Source organism: Planktothrix sp., from assembly GCF_046067725.1.
GTDB lineage: Bacteria > Cyanobacteriota > Cyanobacteriia > Cyanobacteriales > Microcoleaceae > Planktothrix.
On record NZ_JBJUDF010000304.1, the window covers coordinates 1 to 14,744 of the forward strand.

Consider the following 14,744-nt stretch of genomic DNA (forward strand, 5'->3'; position numbering starts at 1 on the left):
TCTCAAAAACATCCTCTGAACCTTCTATTCAGTTATCTCAATCTCCTAACCAGTTTCATGTTAAAATTCCTTCTGGGTTTTCCTTACAATATATCTCTCCGGTTCAGAAGATTTTAGCATACCCCCTCAATCGTATTAAAAAAAGGTTACAAATCCTCCCTGGAACAATGCCTATTAAAATATTAGGATTCACTGCGATTACTTTTTTAATTACTTACCCCCTTTATAGAATTTTAGAACCTTCTATCTTAACTCAAGTCAATTTCAGTTTAAAGATTTTATTTGATTTAACATTATTAGGAATTCCGGTAACTTTAGGATGGCTAATTTATCAAGCTTTAATTGATTATAAACCTTTTGAACAAGTTAAACTTAATTTTCAGGATCAAAAATTTGAAATTTTTTGGTTTTCCTATTTACCTTTTCGTAAACAAGGGGAAATTTGTCAAATTCAACAAATTAATTTAATTAGAAAAACCGATCATAAAGGAAATTATTATCCCAGTTTAGAAATTGTGACCCAAGAACCTAATATTTTCTTTTTTTCCCGTCGGAAAACCTATCGTTTTGGGCATCAATTACCCGAAGAAGAATTAAAATGGTTAAAAGAAGAATTGCAAAAATGGCTTGCGTCTAAAACCAATTTCAACTAAACTGAAGCCGTCTGATTAATCCTAAATGGATCTTTGATTTTATGGGATGGTTTGAACGTATTTTTGGCGCAATTACAGGTGATATTCCCAACAAACCCTCTGACGATACGGTACAACAGGCGGCGGCGAATACGTCCCTACCGCCAGAACGCATTGGAATTACTGGGGAATATGACGAAAGCGGTCTAGCTAAACGGGTGGCTTTAGCCTTTGATGAAGATCCCGAACTGGATGATATTGGCTCCTTGTGGGTCGCGCAAAAAGGCGGAATTGTGATTCTCAAAGGAAAAGTCCCCAGTCCAGGGTTTCTGGAAAAAGCTGTTAATATTGCTGAATTCCAACCCGGAACTATTAGCGTTGATACCTCTCAAGTCACCATTGGGTAGGATGGGTTGGCGGTTGTCTGTTAACAGTCAACCGTCAACGGTTAGCAATATCATGAAAAATTCATAAAGTTTTGTTAAGTTTACTGATCTGACCGAGAAAAGTGTAACAATGAATACAGAAATAAAAAAACCGTTTAAAATTTGTCTTTAACACAGCCTCTTTAAATCTAAGGTCAGGAGAAACAGATATGAAACTTACCTATCGTGGCAATCAGTACGAAGCCTCTTTTCCCTCTGGGGATGTAGTTGAAAGTGAACTAACCGGTCAATATCGGGGTCAAAGTGTCCAGTTTCACTATCCTCGCCATATTCCAGTCCCTCACAACCCTCAATCCCTCAAATATCGATGTGTTTCGTACAATCACACACGACCGCAACAGGGACTCAACGACATTACCCCGTTAGTTTCCAGTGAAAAGTCATCTGTAGAAACACGACAGGGTGCAACCCTACGGTTAGTGACCTTTGAGAAAGTCCTAGACGAAAATACCGCTAAAGTTCACGCCAATCATTTATGCCGTTTATTGGAACGGCGACGTCAATCGGCGATCGAACGGGGCGATTTGAATCTCCTGCGTCAGTTAGACTTGGAAGCAAAACACATTGCTTGCTAAAAAAGTCCTCTCGTTGATTGAACTACAACCTTCTCATCCGCCAGGTAGTCTCAAAAAACTTAGGAATATTGCTCGCTTGCTCTAAAATTGTTTCTGGACTTGTAGACAGAAAAGAAGCCTTATGTCCGTTTTTCGTAATTTGATGGCTGTGGGAGTGAGTGGAGCAATTACATTAATCAATGTAGGGGCTGGAACGGCTGTTCCTTCCCCCATTGAGCCTCCAGAGAATGCACCTAACTCAAATACAACTCAACCCCAAGAGTTAAAACAAAATCTAACAGAATCTCAACAGACGACTGCTAACGAAGTAGAAGCGAGTCTTGAATCATTATCCTCAACGGCAACGGATTCCTCACAGAAAACCTTAGATACTGATGAGCCAGAAACCCAGCAACAGGGACAACCGATTTCTGGTTCTGCTTCTGAACCTTCCCCTCAAACCTCCATTGAATCACCAAACGTTTCAGAGTCGGGGTCTTTGCCTGTAGAAATCCTAACCTCAACCCTTAAGCAAAATTCTACAAAAGCTCAATCGACTGCAACTCAGAGCCGTCGTCTCATTGACAATTTCTTAACACAGCCAACCTCAGTGGCTCAATCTGAAGGGGTTTCAGAATCACCCACCCCAGTTTTTAAACAAAATCCTACAAAAACTGCTCAATCATCTGTTTCTGTAACAACTCCATCTACCGTTGTTGCTCAACCCTTAGAACAACCTTCTTTAACAGCCCACAGTCCAACCTCAACCTCCGATACAACCTTATCAGAAGACAATCCAGCTTCCCAAACACCCAGCAGAAGCCCGGATGTTAACTTATTCAATCCATTAAGAAATAATTCTCTATCCTCAGAAAACAATTCTTCCTTGCAGGTTGAAGTAGCATTATCGAATTTGACTTCACCCTTAACCGCTTCTGGCGATAGAGAAAGGCTGCCTCAACCGACGCAACTGGCTCAAGTGAGTAGACCAGCGTTAGAGGTTCCTGACCTCACCCCCCCGACAACTCCCTTTCCCCCCCCCACACCCAACGGAACATTACAAACCAATCCCCCGGAAATTTTATTTCCCAGTCCCAATCCTCTCTATCGTCCGACTTTACCCGAACAAGTGAATATTGAGGAAACCGTTCCGATTACTCTGCAACAAGCAATTGATTTAGCCATTGCGAATAATGAGAATGTCGGGATTTCCCAACTTCAAGTCGAACAAAGCTTGGCAACTCTGAGGGAAAACCAAGCGGATTTATATCCCAGTTTATTCTTTCGTTCCAGTTTTGCTCGCAATGTTTCTGCCCAACAAGACTTACAGGTTCGCGCGAGTAACCGTGCGTTACGAGTCGCTCGCTTTAATGGTGTTCCAGGAGCAGATGAACGGGAGTTTGGCACTCACTTTGGTACTTATGCCTTTGATAATTCCATTCAATTCCAGTATGACTTAGGCATTAATGGAGCAAGAGGAGCAAGAATTCGGGCTGCCCAAGAGCAGTTACGCATTTCAGAATTACGGCTAGAAACCGCGATTGAAGAATTGCGATTTGACGTAGCTCGTGCCTATTATAATTTGCAAGAATCCGATGCTGCTGTTGAAATTCAAGCCGCTGCGGTGCGAAACTCCCAAAAAAGTTTAGAAGATGCGGAAGCCTTGGAACGCGCAGGTGTGGGAACTCGTTTTGAAGTATTGCAAGCTCGGGTCACCTTGGCGAATGCTCAACAGGATCTCACCAATTCACGGCGAAATCAACTGCAAAGTCGGCGAGAACTGGCTGCCATTTTGAATATTGATGAAAATACCAATATCTTGGCGGCTGATCCAATTGCTTTGGCGGGAGCTTGGGATTTAACCTTAGAAGACACGATTGTTCAAGCTTATAATAATCGTGCTGAGTTAGAAGAACAGTTAGCAGAACGCGATCGCGCTCAACAATTACGACGAGTCGCCTTATCGGCAACTCGACCCAATGTGACTTTATCGGCAACTTATAACGTTTTGGGATTGATTAGTGATGACCCAGATTATACGGCTACCCGAGGCTGGGCCGATGGTTATCAAGCTGAAGTTCAGTTGTCTTGGAATTTCTTTGATGGGGGTGCGGCCAAAGCCCAAGCTCGACAACGGGAGTTAGAGATTGGAATTGCTGATGAACGTTTTGATCAATTATTGAATCAAATTCGTTTGGATGTGGAACGAGCTTACTATGATTTGCAAGCCAACTTTGATAATATTCAAACTGCAAGTTTGGGGGTGGAAGAAGCAACGGAAGCTTTACGTTTAGCCCGTTTACGGTTCCAAGCTGGGGTGGGAACTCAGTTAGAAGTGATTAACCAGGAAACCGACTTAACTCGCGCCCAAAACCGACTTCTTAACGCCATTATTGGTTATAACCGCGCTCTGTCGTCGTTACAACGAGCCGTCAGTAACCTTCCCAGTAATGTGTTGTCGGATTATCCGCTTTAGTTGACGGTTGACGGTTGACCTTTAACCGTCAGCCCTGCACCCACTTGTTAACATTTTGTAATAATTTAGAGAGAGGTTGTGTTAATGAAGCTAGGACATTGCAATTGAAATGGCTAATATCAAATTCGTTAGTGAAAATCAAGACGTGATCGCAGCCGATGGGGCTAACTTAAGACTGAAAGCCCTGGAAAACCGCATCGACTTATATACTTTCACAGGCAAAATGATGAACTGTGGCGGTTATGGTCAATGTGGGACTTGTATTGTGGAAATTGTCGAAGGCATGGATCATGTTTCTCCGCGCACAGAGGCAGAAGCACGCATTCTTAAGAAAAAGCCCGATAGCTATCGATTAGCCTGTCAAACCATTGTTAATGGCCCTATTAGCGTCAAAACCAAACCGCAAAAGCGCAAGTAAGTCAAGCTGAATCAGGGGTAGGGACGTAATCATATAATCTCCCTACCCCTGATAGCACAAATACCCGATGACTTTTTATAAGACCAAGGTGGGAGATTGAAAACGAGCGTGTCTTCAGACCTGAGAGTGTCAATCTTCAGTGAGGCTGACTTCTGAGGGTTGGAGATTGGTCACTCCAGAAGTCGGTTGCTGTTTAGAAAAATAAGTTTGGAAAATGGCTTTAGCAATGGGGGCTGCCGATTTAGAGCCATAACCTCCATTTTCAACCACAACGGCGATCGCCATTTCAGGATTTTTTGCAGGGCCAAAAGCCACATAAAGAGAGTGAGAGGTTTGTCCTAACACTTCAGATGTCCCGGTTTTGCCTCCGGTTAGGGGAATAGAACCATCATTCATGAGTTGGGCTGTCCCATATTCAACGACCGAGATCAGTCCCTCTTTAATCACCTGAACGGCTTCTGGTTTCATTCCAGTAGGTTCGGGTTTGGTTTTCGCTGTATGGGTTAAATCCCCTAATAGATGGGGTTTAACCCGATTTCCTCCATTGGCAATCGAGGCGACCATCACAGCCATCTCTAAGGGTGTCGCTAACACCGCTCCTTGACCAATGGACATGGTAACGGTATCCCCTAAATACCAAGGTTCACCATAGATTTTTTCCTTATCTTCTGGGGTCGGAATAAATCCTTCTGAGCCTTCCTGCAATCCTAAAAGATCTAAACTGGTATTTCCAATACCCAGGCGTTTCCCCCATTCCGCAATCTTTTCTGGGCCAATAGCCATTCCCAGTTGATAATAAAAAGTGTTACTACTAAAGGCAAGGGCATCTCGAAATCCAATCACTCCATACCCTCCACTATGTTCGTTAAAGGTAATTCCCCCGACGGTAATTGAACTGCTGGTGGCGATCATCGAGTCGGGAGTAAATTTACCCGACCCCATACCTGCGGCTGAGGACACAATTTTGAAGGTACTTCCGGGTGGATATCCTTGTAAGGCTCGATTTAAAAACGGATCATCCTGGTTTTGTAGTTCTTCCCATTGATTTTGACTAATGGGTTTGGTAAACATATTCGGATCAAACCGAGGACTACTGGCCATGACCAAAATTTCTCCGGTTTTGGCATTTAAAGCCACGGCTGCTCCCCGTCGATCTGCTAGGGCGGCTTCTGCTGTTTTTTGTAAATCTAAATCGAGGGTTAATTTAACATTTTTTCCGCTTTTCGAGTCCCGTTGACCTAATTCCCGTAATTCTTGGTTCAAACTATTGACTTCAATTAAACGAGCACCCCAGACCCCAGACAGATCTTGATTCGCCATTGCTTCAATGCCTAACTGTCCCACAACCATCCCCATCGGCCATTCTGGGTGTTTTTTCAACTCTTCGGCGGTTGCTTCACCAATATAGCCTAAGACCTGTGAAGCTAAATTTCCTTGAGGATAATAACGGTTAGATTCTGTTCTCACTTCTAACCCTGGAAATTCGGCAGATTTTTCGCCTAACCACACAAAGGCTTCTGGTGTTAAAAATTGACTAATTCTGACGGAAGTCCCTGATTGATACCCCGCTTTTTCAATTGGAGCTAAAATCCGTTCTGGTGTCATGTTCAAAACCGGACTTAGCTTGGAGGCAATTTGTTTCCATTGTTCTTGGGTTTGTTCCTTGGGCCAAACATATAAGGCACGAGTTAAACGATTGGCGGCTAAGGGCTTATTATTGCGATCTAAAATATACCCTCGGTTAGAAGGAATTGGAATCAAACGAACCCGGTTTTCTTCAGCTCGTTCTCGATTTTTCTGACCGTCTATCAGTTGCAATTGTACTAGACGAAAAGAATGCAAGCCTATCCCTAGGGTTGCTACAACCATTAATAAGACGGCACGATATAAAGGACGAATATGTCGTTTTTGCTGACTTCGCTCATGAATTGCGGTTTGACGGACATCCGTACCCCAAGAATAATTGCTCTCCATATCCCTTAATTAATTTCGATCCGATAAATAAGACTCAACACCCAATTACTCGCCTAAGCACCAAGATAGTACGACTAATAGTACGACTAAACTTATCCAATTGGGCAATTGTAGGCTGGAAATGCTGTCAATGGGAAATAAAATCACCCCCTGAGTGATCAGTACCGTTACCAATATCATTAAACTCATGAAGAATAACAGCATAATCCCCTGGAAAAACGATCATCTATCTATAGTGTCAACCCAGAAAACCGAATCTTAAAAGAACCAATTACCTCTGTCATGCAGATGCCGTCATCCTTTAGAATAAAAAGAGTCGTCTGTATAACAAAATGGTTAATTAATCGATGCTTAAGACCCTTCGAGATGACTTCCGCATGATCTTTGAACGTGATCCGGCGGCTCGCAACTGGTTAGAAGTCCTGTTTTGCTATCCCGGTCTTCAGGCGTTGCTGTTTCATCGCCTCGCACACGGGTTATATGCAGTCGGGCTTCCTTTTATTCCTCGTCTGATTTCCCATATGGCTCGGTTTTTGACGGGAATTGAAATCCATCCCGGCGCTGTCATTGGTAAAGGTGTTTTCATTGATCATGGCATGGGTGTTGTGATTGGTGAGACGGCTATTTTAGGGGATTTTTGCCTGATTTATCAAGGTGTAACTTTGGGAGGAACCGGGAAAGAAAGTGGCAAACGCCACCCCACCCTCGGAGAAAATGTTGTCGTCGGAGCCGGAGCCAAAGTTTTAGGGAATATCCAACTGGGGAATAATGTCCGTATTGGTGCGGGTTCGGTGGTACTGCGGGATGTTCCTTCTAATTGTACAGTTGTCGGTGTTCCGGGTCGTATTGTTTATCGCTCTGGAGTGCGGATTGATCCCCTTGAACATGGTAGCCTTCCTGACTCCGAAGCCGAAGTGATTCGGATGTTAGTGGATCGCATTGAAATGTTGGAACAGCAGGTACAAATGCTGCAAAAACAATCTTCTGTTACTTGTGATCAACTAGAAGCGGTTCTGAAATTAGAATATTCTCCTGACTCAGAACAGTTAAGCGTTCAACAACAGACAACCGATGTTGATGGAGAATACTCGGTTTTAACCGCAAACCATTGTCGTCTTAAAGATCGCACGATCCAAGAGTTTTTAGATGGTGCTGGAATTTAAGGTTCTGGGCAACAAGACTCATGTGAACTTTGATTTCGGTTGCCTGTTTGCAATCCTCAATTTCAATTATTCTGGCTTAATTCTTTTTGTAAGGCAATTTTAACTTGCTCAAATTCGATTTCAATTTGGGCATAAATCCTTTCACATTCGTTTTGAGGTAAGGGATTTTGAGATTGATGACAGTGACGGGCTAGATGTTCTAATTTTTGACATTGTTCGGATAAACTGAACGCGCCGAGAGTGCCACTAATGGATTTTAAAGAATGAGCCGCCGGTTGTAGTTCCTGAACATCTAAATTAGCGATCGCGATGCCAATGGCTTTGAGTAGTTCTGGTGCCGTATCAAAGTAAATCTCAATCACTTCTTCCAAAGCTTCTACTTCCCTTAAACCTTGTAAAACTTTAGGATCTAAAATCTCTGGACTCGAAGAAATTACAGTTAAAGGTAATGGTGGATTTAGGGTTACATTTGATGTTTTATGGTTGGTTATTTCGGGATCTAAACTAACAGCAAGTTCTGGCATAGGTTGACATTTTCTGAGAACTTGGATTAACTGTTCCATGCGGATCGGTTTACTAATATAATCATCCATCCCGGCATTGATACATTCATTGCGATCACTTTCCATCGCATTAGCGGTGACGGCAATAATTCGCGGTCGCGTGATGGAAGATTTCTGAGAATTTCCATATAATTTTTGAATTTGACGGGAGGCTTCTAACCCATCCATTTCGGGCATTTGCATATCCATTAAAATCACATCATAGGGTTGGCGACGCAAGGCTTCTAAAACTTCAAAACCATTCCCGGCAACATCTGCCCGATATCCCATCCGTTGTAAAATTTGTAAGGCGACTTTTTGATTGACCAGATGATCTTCGGCTAATAAAATTCGCAGGGGTAATTTTTCTGCTAATAAAGGAATATCTTGACCCGAACGTAAAGTCCTTGGATTTCGGCTATGTAAATAGGTTTGACTTTGAACATGAACCTCTAACGGTTCACCCCCTAAAATATTAATTAAAACGTTATAAAGTTGAGATTGTTTAATCGGTTTATTTAAACAAGCTGCAATATCAATAGATTTAGATTTGCCAATATTTTGATCGCTGACAGAGGTTAATAAAATTAAGGGTAAATTTTGACAAGACGGTAATTGACGAATTTTTTTAGCTAATGTTAATCCATCCATAGCTACCATTTGCATTTCAATAATCGCCACATCAAACTGTTTTCGCTGTAACCAATCCAACGCTCTAGCTGCATTTTTAACCGTTTGGCTTAACATTCCCCAAGCTTGGGTTTGTAGCTTTAACATCTGACGACTACTAGCATTATCATCCACAATTAATAATCGTTTTCCAGCTAATTCATGTAAAGTTGACCATTCAGGAGATAAAATAGAACAGGACTCAGCAACAACAGTAAAATAAAAGGTTGAACCTTTACGAGTTTTTTTAATTTTTTCGGTTTTACTGTCCTCTTCATCGCTTCCTTCTCCCTCTAATAAACAAAAGGAATTTAAAGATTGTTCTACTTTAAAATTAGCTGGAGGCTCTCCGGCGATTACTCCTTGACTTTCTACCCACATTCGACCCCCCATCAATTCAGCTAATCGTTTACTAATAGCTAATCCTAAACCCGTACCCCCATATTGACGATTAATGGAAGAATCCACTTGACTAAAGGATTGAAATAGGCGTTCCATTCCGTTTGCAGAAATCCCAATTCCCGAATCTTGAACAGCAAATTTAATTTCATAAACAGAACAAGAAAGTGGATAATTCATCACGATGTCTTGATTGGGAGATTGGTCTAAGTTTTGCTCTTGATTAGATAGGGAATCATTGAGTTTTTCTGCGGTGACAGACACAACAACTTCTCCTGTGTCTGTAAATTTCACAGCATTACTAAGAAGATTGACTAGAATTTGGCGTAATCTTGCCATATCCCCAATAATTTGACTGGGAGTACAGGGATCAATTAAATAAGCCAAATCGAGATTTTTACTCGCGGCTTTAGTAACTAATAAATCTAAGGATTCTTCAATACAAGTTCTTAAATTAAACGGATGATTTTCTAAATCTAATTTTCCTGATTCAATTTTAGAAAAATCTAAAATATCATTAATTAACGATAATAAAGCATCACTACTACTGCGAATTGTTTCTACAAAATCTTGCTGCATGGAGGTTAACGGGGTATCCAAAAGTAACCCGGTCATCCCAATCACTGCATTCATAGGAGTGCGAATTTCATGGCTCATGGTGGCTAAAAAGTCGCTTTTAGCGCGGGTTGCGGCTAACGCTTGATCTCTTGCTTTGGCTAAAGCAGTAGCGGTTTCTTGACGTTCAATTTCACCTCCAATCCATTGAGCCATTAATTTTAATAAATCTCGATCCACCGCATGAAACGGATCAGATAACGCTTGAGTACTCCAAAAACAAAGGGTTCCATAAACCTCTCCTTCCACAATCACTGGAGTACCCATATACGCTTCAATAGGGAAAATTTTATTAGCCGGACAAAAGGGTAAACTAGAAAATTTAACAGATTCAAAATACAGGGGTTGTTGAGCTTGAATCGTAATCTGACAAAATGTATCTTCTAAGTTATAAATATGTCCTACTTGAATGGATTGATCCGGGGCAACAACTGCAATAATCTGATATAAATCGTTGTTTTCTTCATCGAGTTCTGACAATAAGGAAGAATCAAAAGTCACGTGGGATAAAACCCCATATTCTAAACCAAATTTACTACAGCCTAGTTCTAAAATTTGTTGAAGTCGGGTTTGAAAATCTAAGTCTTGACCGGAAGTAATTTGATAGAGGGATCGAATAGACGCTTCACTGTCTTGTAGTTGTTGTTCTCGTTGTTTCCGTTCACTAATATCACGAGATACACCAATAATTTCCTGAACACTTCCGGTTGTGGGATTGCGAATCGCACTACTGGTGGTTTCAAACCAAATATAATCGCCGTTTTTATGGCAAATTCGATATTCTATGGTGTAGATAACATTTTGTTGTAAAATTATTCGATAAGCTCTAATAATGACATCTAAATCATCAGGATGAATGAAATCTGGTAATGAATTTCCAATGAACTCTTCGGGTTCATATCCTAATAACGAAAGACAAGCGGGAGAAGCATACAAAAACACGCCTTCTGGAGAATGGCGAGTAATCATATCCGTTGAATTTTCTGCCATTAATCGATAGCGTTGTTCACTTTCTTGACCTTGACATTGGGCATCAGCTAAAGCTTGTAACATTTGATTAATCGCTTCTGCCAAACTCGATAATTCATCCTTCCCTGGAACATCAATTCTTAAGGCTAAATTTCCAGTTTCCCCAATTTCATTAACCGTAGTATTCAGATCAGTTAGTCGAGACAACACTAATTTTTCTAATAATAATAGGGTAATGGCTCCAAAAAATAACCCGACTAAGATTAAAAATAATGTGAAATAAGCTAAAGTGGTTTGACCTTGTTTATAAATGGGACGATTAACTTGAACCTGTAAAACTAATTGAGGTTGACCATATAAATCAGCGAGAGGAACCGATGCAATTTGTGTTTCTGCATTCAGAGATTCCAGACGAATGGCTTGAGATACAATAATATCTTCCTGATAAGGTTGAGTTTGAGGAAATAACAAAAAACCATCATTCGCCGATGTTTGAATCAGGGGTTCAAGGGTTAAGGATAGTTGAGTGATATCTGCTAATCGTTCAATTTCAGTTTGATTCAAATACCGTCCTAAAATTAAAACTCCCCGACTTGGCCCCGATGCGGTGCTGGTTAAAATCGGTCGAGCTACAACCATTAAAGGGCTTTCAGGTAACACAATAATGCCTTGAATTGCCCTAGAGGTTAAATTCGGTTGTTTGAGACTTGCTAAAAGAGGACTATTTAAAGTAAGATAGGAACATAAGCTGTTAGGAATTGCTATTTGTTGACGACGTTGTAAATCAAATCCTTTACTAAAAACAATTTCCCCTTTAGGATTAATTAAAACAAATAAGTTGAGTCGTAAATCTGCAAAAGTCGTATCAACTAAGTTAGAAAGCACATATTGAGCGTTTTGAGAATCAATAAAGTGATAGGTATCATCCCATTTAGCTTGATCCTGAGCAATAATGTCTAAACTATCTAAGTCATCATTGAGAGCATTTAAGGCTCGTACCACGTCTTGACGAACATACTGATTTTCCAGATGGTTAAAGTCATGGACTAGCAACAGGGATGCGCTAACATACATCGCCACGATTAACCCAATCAGGGCTGCGCCTATAATGAGTAGTGTTTTCTTTCGCAATTTCATGGCGGTGTGACCTTAGACATCTATTTGGCAATTAACGAGGTTATACTTGCACCCATGCTCTCAAAACAATGATTCTATACAATCCTAGATATGGAAATCAACAGTTACAAGGGTTTCAACACTCAAACTGGAGTTTCACGCAATCAATTTCTACCCTTATTGTATCTTGGCTTTTAGAGTTGGGAAAAACCCTTTCTCTTCAGTTGTCATCATTGACAACCGATTTAGAATTGCTATACCTTAAATTAAGGTAAGTATTTTTGGACAATGACCCACCCAGATAAAGACACCGCAGTAAACGCGAAAAATAAACCAATATTGAGGCTAATATGAAGCGATCGCGCCCAAGAATTTTTAGGATTAATCTGGGTGGCGCTCCACGCTGATCCTAACACTAAACTGACCACAATTAATCCAGCAGCCAGATGAATCGAATGTCCTAAACTACCATAATATCCAAAGGTTCCCACTAAACCAATCGTGAGTAAAGTTAGAACTAAACCAACCATTCCCCCACCCAAAACATAATGAAGGGTTCTCAGTCCGTTGGGTCGAGGTTGTTTGCTTTTACGGGAATACAACATCCATCCTCCCGTCACCGCTAAGACCAAATACGCGAAGATAGAACATCCCATTGACCAAGCTGCTATTTTCCACAACCACAAAAATGAAGGTAGGTTCATTGTACAAACTCTTGAAATCAATTTTTATTTTCTGCTGAAGTTCATTAAACTAGAAACATCAATATTTTAATTTGATGAGTTGTCCTAATCTATGTTGAATGCTCCTGCTATTATAACCAGCTTTATTGTTGCATTTTGGATCAGTGCGATCGCAATTCTCGCCGTTCAAAATGCCACCCCGATTTCTTTAAAATTCCTCTTTTTGGAGTCTATCCAACTACCCATCGGTGTCATTCTCGCCTTTAGTGTCGTTGTCGGTCTTCTCGGTGCAGCCTTATTCAAACCCATCGCCCAAGGAATCAATCATAATCCCGAATGAGTAGGCAATTAAGGCTGTTTGATTTGAGTTAAACATCAAAAAATTATTGATGATTGCCCTTTTCTCTCCCCTATTGCCTATTGAAAGAGTCCCCATCCCCCATTCGTAATTCCCTATTATTTCCCCTAGTTACTTCAACGGCCACCAAGAAACTTTATCACGGGTAGCGCTATAGGTTTCTTTGAGTCCTTCCGGGTCAATAACGCGAATAATATCTTCTGAAACATCATGAGGTCGAGCCACTTCAATTAATTTGACCTTTTGCATTCCCTTAAGAACTTGTTCAACGGTGCGATGGTTTAACTGACAGGAACGTGCAATCACATCAACGGGTAAATCAAAAGTATAAACTCCATCAGACTGAGGTTGATTTCCTAAACTACGTTCTTGATAAACCAAAGCTCTTAATAAAGCTGCAACGGCTTGAGGCGGATAGGAACTGCAATTGAGTAAATGGTACTGAAATTTTTCCCGCAGTTCAAAGAAATGATCATAACGTTCCCGTACCACTTCGCTATTGTGATAAATGGCTTTGAGGTTATCCAGGGGTAGCTTAATCACATCGGTGGTTTTGTAAGCTTCGACTAAACTAGGAAACGCCCGACTCATCTGACCATAGCTAAAGGGAAGATTTCTCATCCCGAAACATCCCCCCGGATAGCTAATCGTAATAATTCGGTCTAGGGGCGTACTACGGATAATAATCGGCCCGCCACTCAAAATAATGTAGAGAACATCTAAATAAATATGGGGACGAAAGGCGGTATAGACAGGGCGGTTGGAATACAGCTTTTCTACTGTGAGGTTTGGGGAAAGGTACTGAGCCAGCCAGTGAACGTCTAAGTCTTTGAATAGGTAGTTACTCTCAACCAAAAGTTTTGCTAACTCGACTTCAGATGTTGAAGGTGCTTGTGCTGCCATGTTGTCCTTTCCTACGAACTTCACCGGATTGATAGCCGATAGCAGGCCTAGCGGTAGCAATGCTGGGTATCGGGTTTTTTCTACAGCATTTCAGAGTTGAATACTGTACCCACAGGGTTCGATGGCATGATCCCCGATTGCACCACTGGATCAACCTATCTTTATCTTGACATGGCAACGGCATTTGATTACAAACTCAAGTCTTCAAATTTTTGAATACAAATGTATTGAAATTCAAATAAGTTTGAGCTAGAATCAAACCACAGTAAAAAATAAAAAGCTGTGTAAATGAATTTCATCCCAATTTCAGGAGTTTGACAATGCAAATACGTGCCTCTGCTCAATTGGTCGGTTGTGTTCTCACCGGACTGGCGCTTAACTGGATCGTCGTCGCTTGCTCTTCACCCAACACCGCCAGTAATTCATCACCCAACACCACGCAGAATCCAGCACCCCAAGCCCAAGCCAACAAACCGATTAAACTCACCTTGGTTTCCTACGCGGTGACTAAAAGTGCTTATGAAAAAATCATTCCGAAGTTTGCAGAACAGTGGAAAGCCCAAACCGGGCAGACTGTAGAATTTGAGCAAAGCTATGGCGGTTCAGGTTCACAAACCCGTGCTGTGATTGATGGACTCGAAGCCGATGTGGTGGCTTTAGCCTTAGCGGGAGATACGGCAAAAATCGAGAAAGCCGGACTCATCCAACCCGGTTGGGAACAGGAACTACCTAATGAGTCAATCGTGCATAAATCCGTTGCTGCTTTAGTCGTTAGAGATCCGAATCTTGGGGTTAAGGGATGGTCTGATTTAACCCGTGATGATATT

11 protein-coding genes and 1 pseudogene are annotated in these 14,744 nt (G+C 41.4%); 8 read left to right on the plus strand and 4 right to left on the minus strand.

The genetic code is table 11. From position 1 onward, the window contains the following. From ACKPEB_RS18935 to ACKPEB_RS18955, 5 genes and pseudogenes are all read left to right on the plus strand, one after another. Window positions 1–653 (plus strand): annotated as a pseudogene (locus ACKPEB_RS18935) (hypothetical protein); the annotation flags it as partial. A gap of 41 nt (window positions 654–694) precedes the next feature. Continuing rightward, on the plus strand, window positions 695–1,039 hold the full coding sequence (locus tag ACKPEB_RS18940; protein WP_408966531.1) for a phospholipid-binding protein: 345 nt from the start codon (window positions 695–697) through the stop codon (window positions 1,037–1,039). A gap of 188 nt (window positions 1,040–1,227) precedes the next feature. Further along, the gene (locus ACKPEB_RS18945; protein ID WP_408966532.1) at window positions 1,228–1,653 is read left to right on the plus strand and encodes a DUF4278 domain-containing protein; all 426 of its coding nucleotides are present in this window, start codon (window positions 1,228–1,230) and stop codon (window positions 1,651–1,653) included. A 121-nt stretch (window positions 1,654–1,774) separates the two neighbouring features. Then, window positions 1,775–4,108, plus strand: a complete 2,334-nt coding sequence (locus tag ACKPEB_RS18950) for a TolC family protein (protein ID WP_408966533.1) — start codon at window positions 1,775–1,777, stop codon at window positions 4,106–4,108. A 109-nt stretch (window positions 4,109–4,217) separates the two neighbouring features. Continuing rightward, entirely contained in the window at window positions 4,218–4,526 is a 309-nt protein-coding gene (locus ACKPEB_RS18955; protein WP_408966534.1) for a 2Fe-2S iron-sulfur cluster-binding protein, read from the plus strand. A gap of 129 nt (window positions 4,527–4,655) precedes the next feature. Here ACKPEB_RS18955 and mrdA read toward each other — a convergent pair whose 3' ends face one another. Continuing rightward, complete coding sequence (mrdA, locus tag ACKPEB_RS18960; protein ID WP_408966535.1) at window positions 4,656–6,500, minus strand: penicillin-binding protein 2; 1,845 nt, start codon at window positions 6,498–6,500, stop codon at window positions 4,656–4,658. Window positions 6,501–6,847: 347 nt separating this feature from the next. Here mrdA and cysE point away from each other — a divergent pair, with 347 nt between their 5' ends. After that, on the plus strand, window positions 6,848–7,663 hold the full coding sequence (gene cysE / locus ACKPEB_RS18965) for a serine O-acetyltransferase (RefSeq protein ID WP_408966536.1): 816 nt from the start codon (window positions 6,848–6,850) through the stop codon (window positions 7,661–7,663). 62 nt (window positions 7,664–7,725) lie between these two features. On the opposite strand, the gene ACKPEB_RS18970 is transcribed toward cysE, so the two are convergent. Then, the gene (locus tag ACKPEB_RS18970) at window positions 7,726–11,994 is read right to left on the minus strand and encodes a response regulator (protein ID WP_408966537.1); all 4,269 of its coding nucleotides are present in this window, start codon (window positions 11,992–11,994) and stop codon (window positions 7,726–7,728) included. A 245-nt stretch (window positions 11,995–12,239) separates the two neighbouring features. Next, window positions 12,240–12,677 carry a DUF4079 domain-containing protein gene (locus ACKPEB_RS18975; RefSeq protein WP_408966538.1) on the minus strand — a complete coding sequence of 146 codons (438 nt, stop codon included), beginning with the start codon at window positions 12,675–12,677 and terminating at the stop codon, window positions 12,240–12,242. 91 nt (window positions 12,678–12,768) lie between these two features. On the opposite strand from ACKPEB_RS18975, the gene ACKPEB_RS18980 reads away from it, so the two are divergent. Further along, window positions 12,769–12,996 (plus strand): DUF1049 domain-containing protein, encoded by a 228-nt coding sequence (locus ACKPEB_RS18980; protein WP_408966539.1) that lies wholly within the window; start codon window positions 12,769–12,771, stop codon window positions 12,994–12,996. 129 nt (window positions 12,997–13,125) lie between these two features. Here the strand turns inward: ACKPEB_RS18980 and ACKPEB_RS18985 are convergent, their stop codons facing one another. After that, entirely contained in the window at window positions 13,126–13,917 is a 792-nt protein-coding gene (locus ACKPEB_RS18985; RefSeq protein WP_408966540.1) for a Crp/Fnr family transcriptional regulator, read from the minus strand. A 320-nt stretch (window positions 13,918–14,237) separates the two neighbouring features. Between ACKPEB_RS18985 and ACKPEB_RS18990 the strand changes: the two genes are divergently transcribed. Continuing rightward, a partial coding sequence (locus tag ACKPEB_RS18990; RefSeq protein WP_408966541.1) for a substrate-binding domain-containing protein occupies window positions 14,238–14,744 on the plus strand: 507 nt, incomplete at its 3' end.

Excerpts from the sequence above, each read along its gene's own strand:
- ACKPEB_RS18940 (WP_408966531.1), top strand. The coding sequence starts at position 695 with ATGGGATGGTTTGAACGTATTTTTGGCGCAATTACAGGTGATATTCCC.
- ACKPEB_RS18945 (WP_408966532.1), top strand. The coding sequence starts at position 1,228 with ATGAAACTTACCTATCGTGGCAATCAGTACGAAGCCTCTTTTCCCTCT.
- ACKPEB_RS18950 (WP_408966533.1), top strand. The coding sequence starts at position 1,775 with ATGTCCGTTTTTCGTAATTTGATGGCTGTGGGAGTGAGTGGAGCAATT.
- ACKPEB_RS18955 (WP_408966534.1), top strand. The coding sequence starts at position 4,218 with ATGGCTAATATCAAATTCGTTAGTGAAAATCAAGACGTGATCGCAGCC.
- mrdA (WP_408966535.1), bottom strand. The coding sequence starts at position 6,500 with ATGGAGAGCAATTATTCTTGGGGTACGGATGTCCGTCAAACCGCAATT.
- cysE (WP_408966536.1), top strand. The coding sequence starts at position 6,848 with ATGCTTAAGACCCTTCGAGATGACTTCCGCATGATCTTTGAACGTGAT.
- ACKPEB_RS18970 (WP_408966537.1), bottom strand. The coding sequence starts at position 11,994 with ATGAAATTGCGAAAGAAAACACTACTCATTATAGGCGCAGCCCTGATT.
- ACKPEB_RS18975 (WP_408966538.1), bottom strand. The coding sequence starts at position 12,677 with ATGAACCTACCTTCATTTTTGTGGTTGTGGAAAATAGCAGCTTGGTCA.
- ACKPEB_RS18980 (WP_408966539.1), top strand. The coding sequence starts at position 12,769 with ATGTTGAATGCTCCTGCTATTATAACCAGCTTTATTGTTGCATTTTGG.
- ACKPEB_RS18985 (WP_408966540.1), bottom strand. The coding sequence starts at position 13,917 with ATGGCAGCACAAGCACCTTCAACATCTGAAGTCGAGTTAGCAAAACTT.